Below are 17,812 nucleotides of genomic sequence, written 5' to 3' on the forward strand. Positions count from 1 at the left end.
TTCGCAGGAACACCGGGGGGGTTACTGGACGACGCGGGTTTACTGGAAGACGCTGGGGTCGAGTTCGAGCCGCGGGCGCGAGGCCACCGGGACGCTCGGCTGCGACACCGGCTGCAGGCGCGCCTGGGTGATCGTCATAACGGGCGTGTTCGCGGCATATTGGCGGCTCGCGAACAGCGGCGTCGGCTTGGGCGCCGGCGTCGCACGGCCGCGCCAGGCGTCATAGGCGCGGTAGAAATCGGTGAACGGGCGCTCGAGCGCGGGCAGCCGCTCGGCGGCGAACGCGGGCATGCGCTCCGCCGAGACGATCGCGCCGTCGGACAGGATCGTGCTCGCCGTCGCGCAGAACGCATCGCGCGCGGGGCTCTGCGAGAAGAAATTGTAGAGCCGCGTCATCGAATCGTCGTAGCGGTCCTGCCAGTCGCCGCCGCCAGCCTTGTATTCCTTGGCATAGGTCGCCTCGGCCTTGGTCAGCACCGGCTTCTGCGCGGCGAGCATGGCGTTGTAGCCGGCGACGATCGTCGCTTCCTGCGGGCCGCGGCAGGCCAGCGCGGCGACGTTGAGTGCGGCGCGCAGGTGCCAGATCGTCGCGGCGGGCGTCAGGTTGCGGTTGGGCGTCGGATAGGAGCCGTCGGGCAGCGCGACCGGGATCACCATCCCGGGGAAGGCGCCCTTGGGCATCGGCGGCGCGACGACCGGCACCATGACCTTGGGCGGCGTGACCGTTGCGATCTCCTGGCGCGATGCGCACCCCGCCAGCAAGGCGGCGACGGAAACGGACACTAGTACACGATTCATCGACATCACCTCGCTGGCCCCCCGGCGTCCCGATTAGTGGCACGCCAAGGTTAACAGCGGGTAAGTGGGCGCAGGTTTTGCGGTGGCGTGCCCCCGCCCCGCGCCCGAATCAGACCGCGCCCGGATCAGGCCGCGCGGGCCTCCAGCGCGCTGGCGGCTTCGGCCATCAGCGACGCGATGATGTCCGCGACGGGCTCTTCCTTCTTGACCATGCCGACCGACTGTCCGGCCATCACCGAGCCATGCTCGATATCGCCGTCGATCACCGCGCGGCGAAGGGCCCCCGCCCAGTAATGCTCGATCTGCAGCTGCGCCTCCATCATCTCGACGCGGCCGGCGTCGAGATGGCCGGCGACCTCGCGCTGCTTGGCGGTGAAGAGCTCGCCCGCGGCATTCTTGAGCGCGCGGACCGGGATGACGGGCAGGCGCGAGTCGAGCTGGACGCTCGCCACCGCGTCGCGCGCGGACGCGCGGATGAACGCCTTCTTGAAATTGGGGTGCGCGATCGATTCGGTGCCGCAGACGAAACGCGTACCGAGCTGCACGCCCGCCGCGCCCTGGTCGAGATACCCTGCGATCGCCTCGCCGCGGCCGATGCCGCCGGCGACGAAGACGGGGATCTGGTCGGCGATCTCGGGCAGCATCTCCTGTGCGAGCACGCTGGTCGAGACCGGGCCGATATGGCCGCCAGCCTCCATCCCCTCGATCACCAGCGCATCGACGCCGCTGCGGATCAGCTTCTTGGCCAGCGACAGCGCGGGGGCGAAGGCGATGAGCTTGGCGCCGCCCCCGTCTTCTCTTGGCGCCTTGATCGCCTCGATGCTGCCCTTGGGCGGCAGCCCGCCGGCGAGGACGATGTGCGTGACCTTGTGGCTAGCGCAGACCTCGATCAGCGCGAACAGGTCGGGGTGCATGGTGATCAGGTTCACGCCGAACGGCTTGTCCGTCAGCGCCTTGGTCGCGGCGATCTCCGCGTCGAGCAGCGCGGTCGTCATCGCACCGCAGGCGATCACGCCGAATCCGCCGGCGTTCGAGATCGCGGAGACGAGGTTGCGCTCGCTGACCCACGACATCGCGCCGCCGAGGATCGCGACCTCGGACCCGAGAAACGCTGCGCCGCGCGCCATGCGGCGGGCGAGTCTCTCCTCCCCTATCGTGGTGGCGGCAGGAGCGGAGGACGTATCGGTGGGGGCGAGCGTATCGGTCATCGGGGCCTCATGCCCTCCCGTCGCGCAATCCGCAATTCGACTTCGCAAATCCTCCCCCGCCAGGGGGAGGTGGCGCCGAAGGCGTCGGAGGGGGAGGACACCGAGCGGGCGTTTCGCTTTCCGCCCCCTCCGTCACGCTGCGCGCGCCACCTCCCCCTGGCGGGGGAGGATCTTAGGCCGCGTCCTCGGCGTCGAGGCCGTAGGCGGTGTGCAGTACGCGGACCGCGAGTTCGGTATAGTCCTCTTCGATCAGCACGCTGACCTTGATCTCGGACGTCGCGATCGCCTGGATGTTGATGCCGCGCTCGCCGAGCGTGGTGAACATCGTCGCGGCGACGCCGGCGTGGCTGCGCATGCCGACGCCGACCACCGACACCTTGGCGACGCGGGTGTCGTGGACGACGGTGGCATAGCCGATCGCGTCCTTCGCCTTGTCGAGCACGTCGAGCGAGCGCGCGAGGTCGGCGGCGGGGACGGTGAAGGTGACGTCGGTCGACTTCGTCCCGCCGTTCGCGTGCGCGACGTTCTGCACGATCATGTCGACGTTGATCCCGGCGTCGGCGAGCGGCGCGAAGATCGCGGCGACCGAGCCCGGCCGGTCGCTGACCTGCGTCAGCGTGATCTTCGCCTCGTTCTTGTCGTGCGCGATGCCGGTGATGAGCTGGCGTTCCATGTCGTCGATTTCCTCTTCGCCCACGATCAAAGTACCGCGATGGCCGTCATTGGTGTCGCCATCCTCGAACGAGGACAGCACGCGCACGCGCACGTTTTCCTTCATCGCCAGGCCGACCGAGCGGGTCTGCAGCACCTTGGCGCCGACGCTGGCGAGTTCCAGCATCTCTTCGTACGTCACCTTCGACAGCTTGCGCGCGCGCGGCACGATGCGCGGGTCGGTGGTATAGACGCCGTCGACGTCGGTGTAGATGTCGCAGCGATCGGCCTTCATCGCCGCCGCCATCGCCACCGCAGACGTGTCCGAGCCGCCGCGGCCGAGCGTCGAGACGCGCTGCCCGTCGGCGACGCCCTGGAAGCCCGGGATCACCGCGACCACGCCGGCGGCGAGGCTGGCGTCGAGCTCGGCGGTATCGATCTCGCCGATGCGGGCAGAGGCGTGCGCGTCCGACGTGTTGATCGGGAGCTGCCAGCCGAGCCAGCTGCGCGCCGGCACGCCCGCCGCCTGGAGCGCGATCGCGAGCAGGCCGCTCGTGATCTGTTCGCCGGCCGAGACGACGACGTCATATTCCTTCGCGTCGTAGAGCGACGAGGCCTCGCGGCAGAAATTGACGAGGCGATCGGTCTCGCCCGCCATCGCCGAGACGACGACCGCGACCTGGTTGCCGGCATTGACCTCGCGCTTCACGCGCTGCGCGACGTTTCGGATCCGCTCGATCCCGGCCATCGACGTGCCGCCGAACTTCATCACGATACGGGCCAAGTGCGCAAATCCCTTTGGGTCGAAGCGGCGGCCCTGATAGGTAGCGCGCATGATACTGGCAAGCGACACCCGCACGAACGCAACAATCGATCCGAAGGAAGCCGCGCATTTCGGCGCGATGGCGGCGGAATGGTGGGATCCGAAGGGCTCGTCGGCGATGCTGCACAAGCTCAACCCGGCGCGGCTGCGCTATATCCGCGAACAGGTCGACGCGCATTGGGGTGGTGACACGACGCGGTTCACCCCGCTCGAGGGGCGTACCGCACTCGACGTCGGGTGTGGCGCGGGACTGTTGTGCGAGCCGCTCGCGCGGCTGGGTGCCGCGGTGACGGGGATCGATGCCGCGCCCGAGAATATCACGGTCGCCGAGGCACACGCCGCGCAGGGCGGGCTCGCGATCGACTATCGCGCCTGCGGTGTCGAGACGATGACCGGCCAGTTCGACCTGGTGACCAGCCTGGAGGTGATCGAGCATGTCACCGATCCGGCGGGGTTCGTGCGCGGGCTGGCGGGCGCGGTCGCGGACGGCGGGCTGCTGATCCTGTCGACGCCGAACCGGACGCCGCTGTCGAAGCTCGCGCTGATCGCGGTGGCGGAGGGGACCGGCCGGATCCCACGCGGCACGCACGACTGGGACCGGTTCCTGACGCCCGAGGAACTGACCGCCCTGCTGGTGGCGGCGGGGCTGCGCGTGGTCGATACGCGCGGGCTGGTCTTCTCGCCGGCGACCGGGTTCGCGCTGGGGGACTCGGTGGCGCTCGATTATTTCCTGACGGCGGTGAAGGATTGAAGCCGGGCGGGTGGATCCCAGGGCGTACCACCCCGGCGGAGGCCGGGGCCCAAATGGGAACGCTCGCGAACTGAGCGCAGCGTGTCCTCACCAGGACCTCACCAACTGGGCCCCGGCCTTCGCCGGGGTGGTGGAGGGGTGACGGGCACCGTTTCCCAACCCTGTTCCCCCGCGAAGGCGGGGGTCCAGACTGGGCCCCCGCCTGCGCGGGGGAACATGATGGCCTGGGCGACGCTCGCGATCATCTTCATGGCGCTCGCTCTCCTGCGACCTGTGGACCATGACGAGAGCCAGTATGTCGCAGCAACCGTCCTGACCACGCACGGGCTGCTGCCGTACCGCGACTTCGCCTATCTGCAGACGCCGTTGCAGCCATTCCTGTTCGCGCCGATCGCGGGGCCGTGGACGTGGCCCGCGCTGCGGATCGCCAACGCGCTGCTGGGGGGGCGCGGCGGTCGCCTTCACGCACGCGGCGATGCGCGCGGCGGGAGCCGGGCCGAGACCGGCGCTGCTCGCCGATCGCGCTGTTCGCGGGATGCGACATCCTGTTGTTCGGGATCGGGACCGCGCGCAACGATGCGCTGCCGGTCGCGTTGCTGGCGGCCGGCTGCACGTGCTGTCGCGCGACCGGGCGGACTTCGCGCCGGGAACGGTGATCCTGACGGGTGGGGAGTCCGCGGCGACCGCGGGGGACCCGGCGCTCGATGCGGCGATGGTCCGGGGGCGCCGGATCGGCGGCGCGGGCCGGTTCAGCCTGTACGCGACGCCCGCTTCGCCGCAACCAGCCCGGCATAATAGTCCATGAGCTCGACCGCATGCTCGCGGTCGCTGCGCACCCGCGCGGCAGCGACGCAGGCCGTACGGCGCAGCATCGCCGAATCGCGCGCGTAGAGCCGGCCGATCGCGTTCGCCGCGGCGCCGGCGTCCCGCGCGGTGTAGAGCTCGCTGGTCAGCGGGTCGGCGACCTCGGCGCAGCCGCCGGTGTCGGGGACGATCAGCGGCAGGCCCGACGCCATCGCCTCCGACGCGACCAGCCCGAAGGGTTCCGCCTCCGACCCGTGGATCAGCGCGTCGCAGCTCGCCATGATCCGCGCGAGCCGTTCGCGGTCATAGACCGGCGCGAACATGCGGATGTGCGGCGATCCGCCGATGCGGCGTTCGATCGCGCGGGTCTGCGCGCCGGTGCCGATCAGGATCAGCCCGATCGGCAGCGTGGTGCCCGCGCGCGTCGCGGCGTCGACGACCAGAGGCCAGCGCTTCTCGCCGTGATGCCGCCCGAGTCCGAGCAGCAGCATCGCATCCTCGGGCAGCCCGCACTGTGCAAGCAGCGAACGGCGCAGCCGCGGATCGCGCAGCGTCGGCGAGAAATGCCCGCGCTCGATCCCCAGCGGCATCGCCGCGTCGATCCGCAGGCCGCGCGCGCGCAGCCGCTTCTCCAGCGCCGGGCCGTTGGTGACGACCGCGTCGTACTTGACGAGGAAGCGGCGCATGTACCGGCTGTACCAGCCGAACGCCTGTTCGATCCGCTCGTGGCTCGCGACGCCCGAGAACCAGCGCTGCGCATAGGCGGCGATGTTGTCGTTGTGCATGAAGAAGACCTTCACCGCCTGACGGTCCCAGCCGCCCCGCCAGTCGCCGACGAACCAGGCAGGGCGCCAGGGCGAGCAGCTCTCGACGACGTCGGGCTCGAGATCGTCGAGCAGGTCGTGGATCGCGCGGCGGTCCCAGAACAGCCCGTAATTGCTGTCGAACGGCATCGCGGGCGATTTGAGGTAGATGACGCGGCCGCCGCCGGGGCGCTCCTCGATCCGGTCCTCGCGGCCGGGCGCGACGACGATCAGCTCGTGGCCCAAGTCGGACAGGATGCCGATCTTGCGGTCGACATAGGTGCGCACCCCGCCGCCGGCCGGCGAGTAGAATTCGTTGACGTCGACGATCCGCATCGCCGCCTCAGTCCGGGTCGACCGGGCCGAAGCCGCCGAGCCCGCGCAGATATTGCAGGTGGATATGCGTGACGGTGATCCCCGCCCCGACGTCGATCAGCGCCTGGTCCACCCTGGGGCGCGAGCGGCCGAGCTTGCGGTTGCCGGGGAAACCGGCGCCGTCGCTCCAGAAGCTGAACTTGTTCTTGCCGTCGCGGTTGTGGACCAGCAGCAGCGCGTAGCGGCCGGGGCGTGCGACGCGCATGCACAGCGCGACCGGACCCTCGGCGGGGGTGGCGACGGTGATCCGCCGGAACGTCTTGCCCGCGGCGACCAGGTCCTTGTCGGGCTTCAGGAAATCGGCCTCGTCGGCGGGGTAGAGTTCGAGCTTGAGGTCGCCGGTGCGGTCCTTCAGGCCGGTCGCGTCGACCTGGATCGCGGGACCTTCGCTGGCGCGGCAGGCCGCCGCATCGGGTCCGAGGATTGCCTGCGCGACCGCGGGAACCGGGACCAGGAGCAGGCCGGCAAGCAGGCGCTTCATGCAGCCTTCCGGGTGGCGAGCGCATGCAGGCTGAACAGCGCGAGCAGCACGACATGGACGAGCAATGTCAGCGCGGCGGTGAAGGCGATGAGTTCGGACAGGGCGCGGTCCTGCCCGATCAGCAGGATCGCGAAGCTCGCGAACAGCAGGTCCTTGTTGGGGACGAGCGGGAGCCGCGACACCAGCAGCCTTCCTGCGGCGAGGAACAGCCACATCCCGACCGACACGCCGGGCAGCGCGAAATGCCAGGCGAGCGCGATCAGCACCGATCCGGCAAGCAGTCGGACGCAGTGCACGCCGAACACCCACCAGCGCGTGCGCGTGGGCAGCGAGAAGATCCGCGTCGAGAAGATCAGGAAGGGCAGCGACATGCCGAGCGTGATCGCGGCCGAGCCCAGCACGATGCGGAACTGGTCGGGCGTCAGCAGGCCGCGACCGAGCGGCAGCGCGACCGCGAGCATCGCCAGCGTGATCGCGTTCCCTGCGATCGCGGAGAGGATGCTGACGTCCTTCACCGCGCCGAACGGCGCCGCCACCATCTTGGCATGGCTGCGCGCCCAGGCGTAGAAATAGGCTTCGCCCGAATAGCCGAACACGACCTCGTTCGCGATCCGCTTCTTCAGCAGCGCGACCAGTCCGCCAAGGGGGATCCGCCAGAGCCGGCGGAAAATGACATAGTCGCCGGTCGGCAGCGACATGTAGAGCGCGGCGAAACAGAAATAGAAGCGCGGGTCGTGCGGGACCGAGCGGCTGAGCCCTGCCAGCCCGTGGCCGAGCAGTTCGCGCAGCAGCCCGGCGATCATCGCCAGCGTCAGCAGCGCCCCGATGATCGCGGGCCAGCGGGTCCTGACGGTCCTGAGCGGTTCGAGCCCGGCGATGTCCGCCGCGACCGCCGTCGCCGTGGCCTTCGCCGTCCCTGCCCGTCTGTCCGCGATGCGGCTTGCCAATCGATCGTCCTTGGTTCGCAGCGGGTTGCCCGCGTGGCGTCGCCCATAGACACCTGGTTTGTGGCATGCACGTGAACATGGTTTCCATCGGACGCGATTCCCGCTCTAGCGGACGCGCCATGCGCGCCGACCATATCCTGACCTATGCGCGCGACCTGCGCGGCGGCGGCGTCGAGCGCGCGCAGTTGCGGCTGGTGCGCGGATGGATCGCGGCGGGACGGCGCGTGACGTTGCTGATCGGATCGGACGCGGGGCCGCTGGCGCGCGAGATGCCGGAGGGCGTGCAGGTCGTGACCGGCATGACCTGGCGGACGCTGCCACGGCTGGTCGGCGACGCGGCGCCCGACATCCTGTTCTGTCCCGGGAACTTCTATACGGGGCTGGCGGCGTGGCTGCGGTTGCGCCTCGGTCGCGAAGGCCCGCCGATCGTGGCGAAGATGTCGAACGCGCCGGTCCGCGCCGATCACGGGCCCGCGATGCGCGCGGTGCATGCCGGCTGGCTGGCGGTGCACGGGCGGTTCCTCGACCATCTGGTGGCGATGACCCCGGCGACCGCGGCGGACGCGGCGCGCGCGCTGCGGATGGCGGGGCGGGTCAGCGTCATCCCCAACCCGCCCGCGGTGCCGATCGCCGACGCGGCGACGGGGCCCGCGCTACCGCCACGCTATATCCTCGGCGTCGGGCGGCTCGCGCCGCAGAAGCGCTGGGACCGGTTGATCGCGGCGATGCCGGCGCTGGCGGGCATCGACCTCGTCCTGCTCGGGGAAGGCACCGAGCGGACGGCGCTGACCACGCAGATCGCGGCGCTGGGGCTATCCGACCGCATCCACCTGCCCGGGCATGTCCCCGATCCGATGCCGGCGATGGCGGGCGCCACGGTGGTCGCGCTGACGTCGGATTTCGAGGGCGTGCCGGGGGTGCTGCGCGAGGCGCTGTCGGTCGGCACGCCGGTGGTCGCGACCGAGTCGAGCCGGGCGGTGGCGGAGATCGTCGACGACCCCACGCTCGGGACGATCGTGCCGCGCGACGACCCGGCGGCGCTGGTGGCCGCGCTGCGCCACTGGCTGACCGCGGATCGCCCTGCGCCGGTACCGCAGCCGGGCGCCGATTCGGCGCTGCGCTATCTCGCCCTGTTCGACCGGCTCGTTACCGAGCAGCGGGTTACTGGGCGGCGTGCTCGGCCTCGCGCTCGGAACGACGCTCGAGCGCGGTCTTGATCATTGCCGTCATCGGGTCGGCCAGTGCGAGCCCGAGGATGCCGAACAGCGCGCTCGCCACGATCTGTGCGCCGAGCGTCAGCGCCGGCGGCAGGTCGACGGTGCGCTTGGCGACCATCGGCACGATCACATAGCCGTCGATCGTCTGCACCACGAGATAGGTGCCGATCGCCCAATAGCCCGTATCGACGCCCGCGCTGAACCCGACCGCGACCATCAGCACGCCGGTCACGATCGCGCCGACATTGGGAATGAACGCCAGGATCCCCGCGATGATGCCGAGCAGCATCGCCATCGGCACGCCGCCGACTGCCAGCGCGATGCCGCTCGCGACACCCTCGACCGCCATCCCGAGCAGCCGCCCGGCGAGCAGTTTGCGCAGCGTCGTGCCCATCTTGTCGAGCGTCCGGGCAAATTCGGGGCGCAGATCGGTCGGCATCATCCACGCAAGCCCGCGCGCGTAGGTGCCCGGATCCATCGCGATGAACAGCCCGAGGATCAGGATCATGAACATGCTCGTGATCGCGCCGATCGCGGTGCCGACCCACGACGTCACTCGCCCGACCGAGCCGAGCGCCTCCTTGACGATGCCGTTGACGTCGGACGCGCCCGGCATCAGCCCCTTCGAGGTCAGATAGGTGGTGAAGCGATTGGCCTGCGATTCGAGCGTCGTGCGCAGCTGCATGACCTGTTCGCTGACCTGCACGCCGGTCAGGACGAACGTCCCGATCAGGAACGCGAAGGTCAGCAGCACGACGATCAGCAACCGCCAGCCGCGCCCGATCGGCAGGACCCGCCCGAGCAGCCGCACGCCGCCATCGAGCAGCGCGGCGAAGACGATCCCGGCGAAGATGATCAGCAACGGCTGCACCAGCACGATCGTCAGCGCGATCGCACAGGCGAGGCCGAGCCAGATGAGAGCGCGCTTCAGTTCCTTGCGCAGGAACGGATCGCGCATCTCGACCGGGCTGCGTTCGGTCCCGGCGGTATCGTCGGCCATCCTAGTTGGTCGTTGCGGGATGGAGCGAGGTTCCGGCGCGGTTCGCGCGCAGCGACCCCCACCAGGTCAGCGGGTTGAAGTTCGCGTCGCCGTCGAGGCTGAAGGTGATGAATTCCGCGCGACCGCCGAGATTCTCGTACGGCACCGGGCCGCCCAGGCCCAGCTGCGACAGCTCGAAGCGGCTGTCGGCGCTGCGGTCGCGGTTGTCGCCCATCAGGAAGACGTGGTTGGCGGGGATCGTCACCGGGCCGTAATCGTCGCCCGGGCTCCAGCCGAGCTCGATCGTCTCGTAATGACGACCGTTCGGCAGCGTCTCCGTGATCGTCGGCAGGCGGCACATCATCCGGCCGTCGCCCAGCGTCTCGCGTGCGCCGGGATAATCCTCTTCCTTGCACGGGCTGTTTGTGTCGACCGGGATCAGCGTGTCGTGGACGGCCCCGCGCTTCACCGGCGTGCCGTTCAGGATCACGACGCCGCCGCGGACCTCGAGCCGGTCGCCGGGCAGGCCGATGACGCGCTTGATATAGTCGTTGTGCGTGCCCGGCGGGGTGACGATCACGACGTCGCCGCGCGTCGGCAGCGATCCGAACAACCGGCCCTTCATGAACGGGATCGCGACGCTCCAGCTCTCCTCGGGCCGATGCAGCACGACCGAGTTGAAGATCGCGACCGGGTTGGGGATCGTCGGCGAGACGAACGACCAGCCATAGGCGAATTTGGTGACGACCAGCCGGTCGCCGATCCTGAGGCCCGGCAGCATCGATTCGCTGGGAATGTAGAAGGGCTTGGCGATGAAGCTGTGGAAGCCGAGCACGACCAGGATCAGCCAGAAGATGCCCTTGATCTCGCCCCACCAGTCGGTGCCGCGGCGTTTCGCCTGGACCGGGGGCGGCGGGTCCGTCTCCGTTGTTTCGAGCCGGGGCGTTTCGCTGCCGTCCAACACCGCTTCCTTCATCGATTCGCATCCGGGTCGAGGGGTACCGCTTCGATGATCACAAAGGCCTGCGCCCAGGGATGATCGTCGGTCATGGTCAGATGTACGCGGGCGCCGTGGCCGTGTGGCACCAACGCGTCAAGCCTCGCCTTGGCCCCGCCGGTCAGTGCGAGCGTCGGTGCGCCCGAGGGGGCGTTGACGACGCCGATGTCCTTCATGAACACGCCGGCGCGAAAGCCGGTGCCGACCGCCTTGGAAAACGCCTCCTTCGCGGCGAAGCGCTTGGCGAGCGTGCCGGCCTTGGTGAACGGGCGGCGGGCGGCCTTGGCGCGTTCGAGGTCGGTGAAGACGCGGGTCTCGAAGCGGTCGCCGAAGCGGTCGAGCGACGCCTGGATCCGATCGATGTTGCACAGGTCCGAGCCGAGGCCGAGGATCATGATTGCGGTCGTTCAAGAAGAAGGTGGGTTCGCGCGGAGGCGCGGAGACGCGGAGGAGAAGAGAAGAAACTATTATTGCGCTGCGCGCGGATTGTGCCCGGCGTCGCAGACGCCTTTCCAGCATGACGATTGCGAACAGGGACAAGCCGCTCGACAGGAACCGCTTTCCCTTCTTCTCCGCGTCTCCGCGCCTCCGCGCGAACAAACCCTTCTTCTACCACCGTCGCCCCACGCGCATCCCCGCTACCCACGCGCGGAGTCCATCGCGTCGCGCATCTGGCGGACCGCCTCGCCGAGACCGACGAACAGCGCCTCGCCGACCAGGAAATGGCCGATATTGAGTTCGCGGACCTGCGGGATCGCGGCGATCGGCGCGACATTGGCATAGGTCAGGCCGTGGCCGGCATGGACCTCGACGCCGTTCTTGGCCGCCAGCGCGGCGGCGTCGGCGAGGCGGCGGAGCTCGGCGGTCTGCGCTTCGCCGTCGAGTTCGGCATAGCGCCCGGTGTGCAGCTCGACCACCGGCGCGCCGAGGCGGATCGCGGCGTCGATCTGGCGTGCGTCGGGTTCGATGAACAGCGAGACGCGGATCGCGGCGTCGCGCAGCGCGGCGACCAGCGGGGCGAGCCGGTCGTACTGGCCGGCCGCGTCGAGCCCGCCCTCGGTGGTCAGCTCCTCGCGCTTCTCGGGGACGATGCACGCGGCGTGGGGGCGGTGGCGCAGCGCGATCGCGAGCATCTCGTCGGTCGCGGCCATTTCGAGATTGAGCGGGATCGACAACTCCGCCGACAGCCGCGCGATATCGTCGTCGGTGATGTGCCGCCGGTCCTCGCGCAGATGCGCGGTGATGCCGTCCGCCCCCGCCGCGGCGGCGACCAGCGCCGCGCGCACCGGATCGGGATAGCCCGCGCCGCGTGCGTTGCGGACCGTCGCGACGTGATCGATGTTGACGCCGAGTCGGAGCGCGCCCGCGTCTGCGTGGTGGGGGGTCATGCCGCCCGGCTCCCCGGCTTGATCGCGGGGATCGCCGTCAGTTCGGGCGGCAGCGCGTCGGCGGGATAGGTCGGCACGTCGAGCCGGATCAGCGGGAAGAACGGCACGCCCAGGTCGGCGGAGCCGTTCGAGCGGTCGACCAGCGCCGCGGCGGCGACCGTGACGCCCCCGGCGCGACCGATCGCGGCGATCGCCTCGCGCGAGCTGAGCCCCGTGGTGACGACGTCCTCCATCATCAGCACCTGCTGCCCGGGTTCGAGCCGGAAGCCGCGGCGCAGTTCGAACACGCCGTCGGGACGTTCGAGGAACATCGCCTCGACGCCCAGCGCACGCGCCATTTCGTGCCCCGCGATCACCCCGCCCATCGCGGGCGAGACGACCGCGGCGATCTTCGCCCGCAGGTCGGCGGGGATGCGCTGCACCAGCGCCTCGGCGAGCCGGGCACCGCGCGCCGGGTCCATCAGGACGCGCGCGCATTGCAGGTAGCGCGAGCTGCGCAGCCCCGACGACAGGATGAAATGCCCTTCGAGCAAGGCGTCCGCGGCGCGGAACTCGGCCAGGACCGCGTCTTCGTTTATCGTCGTCTCGGTCATCTCTGGCTCCTGCGCAACGCGCCCGCTGATAGAAGCCGCCCGCCGGCCGCGCAACGCAGGCCACGGACAGGCCGGCAAAATTCGTCTGCAACGGTGCTTGAGGCCGATGCGCGCGCCGCGTATAGGCCCTAGGCAAAAGGGCAGGTGCGTGCCCGCCGACCCATCGCCATTGGGTTTTCAGCCATCGCAACAGGGGTCAAGGATAACGATGCGCAAAATGAGGATCCGAGGAATCGCGATCGCAGCGGGGATCGCCCTGGCGAGTCTCGGCGGCGTCGCCGGCCAGGCGGCAAGTCCCGCAACGACCCCCACAACGACCCCTGCCCCCCAGGCCGCCGCGGCCCCCGCAGGCGTCTCCAACACCGCGCCGACCACGTCGGCCGCCCCCGCGACCGCCGCACCCGCCAGCCCCGAGCTCGCGGTGGACGGCGCGCCGGCGATGGCGGTGCAGCCGCATGTCGGCCAGCCGACCGCCGGCGTCTTCGGATTGCAGACGCAGGTCACCAAGAACGGCGTGTTCGCGCACTGGATGCATGATTCGATCCTGATGCCGACGATCACCGCGGTCTGCGTGCTCGTCCTGGCGCTGCTCGCCTGGGTCATCTTCCGCTTCCGCCGCGGTGCCAATCCGGTGCCGTCGAAGACCAGCCACAACACCTTCATCGAGATCATCTGGACGCTGGCCCCGGTCGTCATCCTGGTGCTGATCGCGGTGCCGTCGATCGGGCTGCTGCAGGCGCAGTTCAAGCCCGCGCCGTCGGGTGCCGTGACGCTGAAGGCGATCGGCAACCAATGGTACTGGACCTATCAATATCCCGACAATGGCGGTTTCGAGATCACCGCCAACATGTTGAAGGAAAAGGACCAGGTCGGTCCCGGCGAGCGTGCGCGCACCGATGCCGACGGTCCCCGCCTGCTGGCGGCCGACAACCGCATCGTGCTGCCGGTCGGCGTGCCGATCCGCCTGATCACCACCGCGAACGACGTGATCCACAGCTGGGCGGTTCCCGCCTTCTGGATCAAGCTCGACGCGATCCCGGGCCGCCTCAACGAGACGAGCTTCACGATCGACAAGCCCGGCGTGTATTTCGGCCAGTGCAGCGAACTGTGCGGCGCGCGCCATGCGTTCATGCCGATCGCGGTCGAAGCGGTCCCGCCGGCGCAGTTCGCCGCCTGGGTCCGCGCCAAGGGCGGCACGATGCCGACCCCGGGCAAGGCGTCGGACAAGGTGATCCCGCAGCCCGGCGCCGATGGCTCGGCCGCCAAGGTGGACGAGGCGGCTGCCGCGTCGAACACCACCGGCCCGGTCGAGAACGCAACGACTGCAGCCCCTGCGACCACGCAGGGCGCGACCTCCAACCCGGCCGGTGCCGGCAACGCTGGACAGTGATATGACCGACACCGCGCTCCACCCCTCCGCGTTCGTCGCGCACGACACGCACGGCCATCACGACGCCGACCACAAGCCCGCCTTCTTCGCGCGCTGGTTCATGTCGACCAACCACAAGGACATCGGGACGCTGTACCTGATCTTCGCGATCGTCGCGGGAATCATCGGGGGCGGCATTTCCGGCCTGATGCGGGCCGAGCTGGCCGCACCGGGGATCCAGTATCTCGGCACCTGGGCCTCGCTGCTCCATGGCGGGCCGCAGAGCCTCGACCAGTCGCTCCACCTGTGGAACGTGCTGATCACCGCGCACGGCCTGATCATGGTGTTCTTCATGGTGATGCCGGCGATGGTCGGCGGGTTCGGCAACTGGTTCGTGCCGCTGATGATCGGGTCGCCCGACATGGCGTTCCCGCGGATGAACAACGTGTCGTTCTGGCTGCTCATCCCGGCCTTCACGCTGCTGCTCGCCTCGCCCTTCTTCGGCGGTGCGGGTAACGGCTGGACGCTCTATGCGCCGCTGTCGACGTACGGCGAGCCCGGGCCGTCGACCGACATGGCGATCCTGGCGCTCCATCTGGCCGGCGCGTCGTCGATCCTGGGGGCGATCAACTTCATCACCACGATCTTCAACATGCGCGCACCGGGCATGACGCTGCACAAGATGCCGCTGTTCGTGTGGTCGATGCTGGTCACCGCGTTCCTGCTGCTGCTGGCGCTGCCGGTGCTCGCGGCCGCGATCACGATGCTGCTGACCGACCGCAATTTCGGGACGACCTTCTTCGATCCGGCCGGCGGCGGCGACCCCGTCCTCTACCAGCATCTGTTCTGGTTCTTCGGCCACCCCGAAGTGTACATCATGATCCTGCCGGGCTTCGGCATCGTCAGCCAGATCATCTCGACGTTCAGCCGCAAGCCGGTGTTCGGCTATCTCGGCATGGCGTACGCGATGGTCGCGATCGGCGTGGTCGGGTTCGTCGTGTGGGCGCACCACATGTTCACGACCGGCCTCAGCGTGAACACCAAGATGTACTTCACCGCCGCGACGATGATCATCGCGGTGCCGACCGGCATCAAGATCTTCTCGTGGATCGCGACGATGTGGGGCGGGTCGATGACGTTCAAGACCCCGATGGTCTGGGCGATCGGCTTCATCTTCATGTTCACCGTCGGCGGCGTGACCGGCGTGGTGCTCGCGAACGGCGGCATCGACGATTACATGCAGGACACCTATTACGTGGTGGCGCATTTCCACTACGTGCTGTCGCTGGGTGCGGTCTTCTCGCTCTTTGCCGGGTTCTATTACTGGTTCCCGAAGATGAGCGGCAAGATGTACAACGAGTTCCTCGGACATCTGCACTTCTGGATCTTCTTCATCGGCGTGAACGTGATGTTCTTCCCGATGCACTTCCTGGGCCTGCAGGGCATGCCGCGGCGCTACCCGGACTATCCGGACGCCTACGCGATGTGGAACGCGGTCGCGACGCACGGCTACGAGATCATGGCGGCGTCGATGGTGGTGTTCTTCATCAACCTGATCTGGAGCCTGGCCGCGGGCAAGCCCGCCGGCGACAGCCCCTGGGGCGACGGTGCGACGACGCTGGAGTGGACGCTGTCCTCGCCGCCGCCGTATCACCAGTTCGAGACGCTGCCGAAGATCGACTGAGGCGGACAAGGGCCATCAGGCCCCCGCCCGGCCGGCCGGCACCGCCCGTCCGACGACATGGGATTTACTGCCATGTCGGGCCAGCCGAGAGACCGACGCCCCGGGGAAACCCGGGGCGTTTTTCGTTTCCGCCCTCGTCATGCTGAACTCGGTTCAGCATCCACCGAGCGGCACGCGGCGCCCGATCGAGACGGTGGCGCCTGCCTGCCGGTGGATCCTGAAACGAGTTCAGGATGACGGGAGGATGAAAGGCCGCCGCTCGCCAAAAACCCCGCCTTCCCCCGAACCGCTGCAACGCGTATAGCCCCGCGATCATGACCACCGCCGCTCCCCTCCTGCCGCCGGCCGAATGGCGCGACTTCCTGGCGCTGACCAAGCCGCGGGTGATGACGCTGGTCGTCTTCACCGGGCTGTGCGGGATGCTGGCGGCACCCGTGCCGATCCACCCGGTGATCGGATTCGCGGCGATCCTGTGCATCGCGCTCGGCGCGGGCGCGGCGGGTGCGCTCAACCAGTGGTACGAGGCCGACATCGACGCGATCATGCGCCGGACGCAGAAGCGCCCGCTGCCCGGCGGCCGGATGGACCGCCAGTCGGCGCTGCATTTCGGCGTCGGCCTGAGCGCGTTCTCGGTGCTGTTCATGGGCTTTGCCGTGAACCTGGTCGCCGCCGCGATCCTCGCCGTGTCGATCCTGTTCTACGTCTTCGTCTACACCGTCTGGCTGAAGCGCCGGACGCCGCAGAACATCGTCATCGGCGGTGCGGCCGGCGCGTTTCCGCCGCTGATCGGCTGGGCGGCGGCGACCGGCGACGTCGCGCTGCTGCCGGTCCTGCTGTTCCTGCTCGTCTTCCTGTGGACGCCGCCGCATTTCTGGGCGCTCGCGCTGTTCGTGAAGATCGATTACGCCAATGCGGGCGTCCCGATGCTGCCCGTCGTCGCGGGCGAGCGCGTGACGCGGACGCAGATCGGGCTCTACACCATCCCGATGGCCGCCGCCGCGGTGCTGCCCTGGCCGCTGGGCCTGACGGGCCCGATCTACGGGGTCGCCGCGACCCTGCTCACCGCGTGGTTCGCGCTGCTCGCGGTTCGCGTGGCGACGCGCACTACCCATGTCGACGACGCGATGAAGCCGGAGAAGGCCTTGTTCAAATATTCGATCCTGTACCTGTTCGCGACGTTCGGCGCGCTCGTGCTCGACCGGTGGTTCGCATGACCCCCGACGAGCCGCGCATCGCCCCCGCCCCTGTCACGGACGACGTAATCCGCCGCCGCCAGCGCGGGCGGGCGCGCGTGATGGCGTTGCTGCTGGGCGCGTTCGTGATCCTCGTCTTCGCGATCTCGATCGCCAAGATCCAGGCGGGGATGCCGCACGGATGAGGATCTCGCGGACCAACCGGACCGCGTTGTTCGCGGTGATCGGCATCTGTTTCATGACCGGGCTCGCCTGGGCGAGCGTGCCGCTCTACCGGCTGTTCTGCCAGGTGACCGGGCTGAACGGCACGACGCAGCGCGGTCTGGTGGCGCCGGGCGCGACCGACCACAAGATCCGCGTCGATTTCGACACCAATGTCAGCGCCAAGCTGCCCTGGAAGTTCGCGCCCGAGAATCCGTCGGAAACGATCGACGTCGGCGCGCGCGACATGGTGTTCTTCACCGCGACCAACACGTCGAACCGGCCGATGACCGGCACCGCGACGTTCAACGTGACGCCCGCCCAGGCCGGCAAGTATTTCACCAAGATCCAGTGCTTCTGCTTCACGCAGCAGACGCTGAAGGCGGGCGAGACCGCACGGATGCCGGTGATCTTCTTCGTCGATCCGAAGATCCTCACCGATCCGGACGCAAGCGACATCCAGACGATCACGCTGAGCTACACCTTTTACCCGGTGGATTCGGCGAAGCTCGCAAGCTAGAACGACATTTAGGACAGAGGAACGGGGACC

At 69.1% G+C, this 17,812-nt stretch carries 19 protein-coding genes; 8 read left to right on the forward strand and 11 right to left on the reverse strand.

Going from position 1 to position 17,812, the window contains the following annotated elements:
• Positions 1-39 precede the first annotated feature (39 nt).
• From FSB78_RS14630 to FSB78_RS14640, 3 genes are all read right to left on the reverse strand, one after another.
• Positions 40-798 carry a hypothetical protein gene (locus FSB78_RS14630; RefSeq protein WP_147083323.1) on the reverse strand — a complete coding sequence of 253 codons (759 nt, stop codon included), beginning with the start codon at positions 796-798 and terminating at the stop codon, positions 40-42.
• A gap of 125 nt (positions 799-923) precedes the next feature.
• Positions 924-1,925: an NAD(P)H-dependent flavin oxidoreductase gene (locus FSB78_RS14635; RefSeq protein ID WP_147084240.1), complete on the reverse strand. Its 1,002-nt coding sequence runs from the start codon at positions 1,923-1,925 to the stop codon at positions 924-926.
• 253 nt (positions 1,926-2,178) lie between these two features.
• A complete protein-coding gene (locus tag FSB78_RS14640; RefSeq protein WP_147083324.1) occupies positions 2,179-3,441 on the reverse strand; it encodes an aspartate kinase in 1,263 nt (420 codons plus the stop codon).
• A gap of 49 nt (positions 3,442-3,490) precedes the next feature.
• Here FSB78_RS14640 and ubiG point away from each other — a divergent pair, with 49 nt between their 5' ends.
• A complete protein-coding gene (gene ubiG, locus FSB78_RS14645) occupies positions 3,491-4,231 on the forward strand; it encodes a bifunctional 2-polyprenyl-6-hydroxyphenol methylase/3-demethylubiquinol 3-O-methyltransferase UbiG (protein ID WP_147083325.1) in 741 nt (246 codons plus the stop codon).
• A 219-nt stretch (positions 4,232-4,450) separates the two neighbouring features.
• Positions 4,451-5,026 (forward strand): hypothetical protein, encoded by a 576-nt coding sequence (locus tag FSB78_RS19315; RefSeq protein ID WP_199743189.1) that lies wholly within the window; start codon positions 4,451-4,453, stop codon positions 5,024-5,026.
• Here the strand turns inward: FSB78_RS19315 and FSB78_RS14655 are convergent.
• From FSB78_RS14655 to FSB78_RS14665, 3 genes are read right to left on the reverse strand one after another with little or no spacing between them, the layout of a single operon-like run.
• A complete protein-coding gene (locus tag FSB78_RS14655) occupies positions 4,981-6,174 on the reverse strand; it encodes a glycosyltransferase (protein WP_147083326.1) in 1,194 nt (397 codons plus the stop codon). The genes FSB78_RS19315 and FSB78_RS14655 overlap by 46 nt on opposite strands.
• Before the next feature lie 7 nt (positions 6,175-6,181).
• Positions 6,182-6,694, reverse strand: coding sequence for a DUF2141 domain-containing protein (locus FSB78_RS14660; protein WP_147083327.1), 513 nt, complete (start codon positions 6,692-6,694; stop codon positions 6,182-6,184).
• Positions 6,691-7,629 (reverse strand): hypothetical protein, encoded by a 939-nt coding sequence (locus tag FSB78_RS14665; RefSeq protein ID WP_147084242.1) that lies wholly within the window; start codon positions 7,627-7,629, stop codon positions 6,691-6,693. Before FSB78_RS14665 ends, FSB78_RS14660 begins: the two co-directional genes overlap by 4 nt.
• A 131-nt stretch (positions 7,630-7,760) precedes the next feature.
• Here FSB78_RS14665 and FSB78_RS14670 point away from each other — a divergent pair, with 131 nt between their 5' ends.
• Positions 7,761-8,858 (forward strand): glycosyltransferase, encoded by a 1,098-nt coding sequence (locus tag FSB78_RS14670; RefSeq protein ID WP_147083328.1) that lies wholly within the window; start codon positions 7,761-7,763, stop codon positions 8,856-8,858.
• Here FSB78_RS14670 and FSB78_RS14675 read toward each other — a convergent pair.
• The 5 genes from FSB78_RS14675 to pyrE form a co-directional block, all read right to left on the reverse strand.
• A complete protein-coding gene (locus tag FSB78_RS14675; protein ID WP_147083329.1) occupies positions 8,803-9,858 on the reverse strand; it encodes an AI-2E family transporter in 1,056 nt (351 codons plus the stop codon). The two genes, FSB78_RS14670 and FSB78_RS14675, sit on opposite strands and share 56 nt — an antisense overlap.
• Position 9,859: 1 nt before the next feature.
• Positions 9,860-10,813, reverse strand: a complete 954-nt coding sequence (lepB, locus tag FSB78_RS14680; protein ID WP_147083330.1) for a signal peptidase I — start codon at positions 10,811-10,813, stop codon at positions 9,860-9,862.
• Positions 10,810-11,229, reverse strand: coding sequence for a holo-ACP synthase (gene acpS, locus FSB78_RS14685; protein WP_147083331.1), 420 nt, complete (start codon positions 11,227-11,229; stop codon positions 10,810-10,812). Before acpS ends, lepB begins: the two co-directional genes overlap by 4 nt.
• Positions 11,230-11,472: 243 nt before the next feature.
• On the reverse strand, positions 11,473-12,222 hold the full coding sequence (locus tag FSB78_RS14690; RefSeq protein WP_147083332.1) for a pyridoxine 5'-phosphate synthase: 750 nt from the start codon (positions 12,220-12,222) through the stop codon (positions 11,473-11,475).
• On the reverse strand, positions 12,219-12,815 hold the full coding sequence (gene pyrE / locus FSB78_RS14695) for an orotate phosphoribosyltransferase (RefSeq protein ID WP_422396706.1): 597 nt from the start codon (positions 12,813-12,815) through the stop codon (positions 12,219-12,221). The genes FSB78_RS14690 and pyrE overlap by 4 nt, the downstream gene beginning before the upstream one ends.
• 208 nt (positions 12,816-13,023) lie before the next feature.
• Between pyrE and coxB the strand changes: the two genes are divergently transcribed.
• The 5 genes from coxB (at position 13,024) to FSB78_RS14715 (ending at position 17,782) form a co-directional block, all read left to right on the forward strand.
• Positions 13,024-14,205 (forward strand): cytochrome c oxidase subunit II, encoded by a 1,182-nt coding sequence (gene coxB / locus FSB78_RS14700; RefSeq protein WP_199743190.1) that lies wholly within the window; start codon positions 13,024-13,026, stop codon positions 14,203-14,205.
• Between the two features lies 1 nt (position 14,206).
• Positions 14,207-15,868, forward strand: a complete 1,662-nt coding sequence (gene ctaD / locus FSB78_RS14705) for a cytochrome c oxidase subunit I (protein WP_147083334.1) — start codon at positions 14,207-14,209, stop codon at positions 15,866-15,868.
• A 314-nt stretch (positions 15,869-16,182) separates the two neighbouring features.
• The gene (locus FSB78_RS14710) at positions 16,183-17,082 is read left to right on the forward strand and encodes a heme o synthase (protein WP_147083335.1); all 900 of its coding nucleotides are present in this window, start codon (positions 16,183-16,185) and stop codon (positions 17,080-17,082) included.
• Entirely contained in the window at positions 17,079-17,246 is a 168-nt protein-coding gene (locus FSB78_RS19320; RefSeq protein ID WP_199743191.1) for a hypothetical protein, read from the forward strand. Before FSB78_RS14710 ends, FSB78_RS19320 begins: the two co-directional genes overlap by 4 nt.
• The gene (locus FSB78_RS14715; protein ID WP_147083336.1) at positions 17,243-17,782 is read left to right on the forward strand and encodes a cytochrome c oxidase assembly protein; all 540 of its coding nucleotides are present in this window, start codon (positions 17,243-17,245) and stop codon (positions 17,780-17,782) included. Before FSB78_RS19320 ends, FSB78_RS14715 begins: the two co-directional genes overlap by 4 nt.
• Positions 17,783-17,812: the final 30 nt, after the last annotated feature.

This window comes from Sphingomonas ginsenosidivorax (genome assembly GCF_007995065.1).
GTDB lineage: Bacteria > Pseudomonadota > Alphaproteobacteria > Sphingomonadales > Sphingomonadaceae > Sphingomonas > Sphingomonas ginsenosidivorax.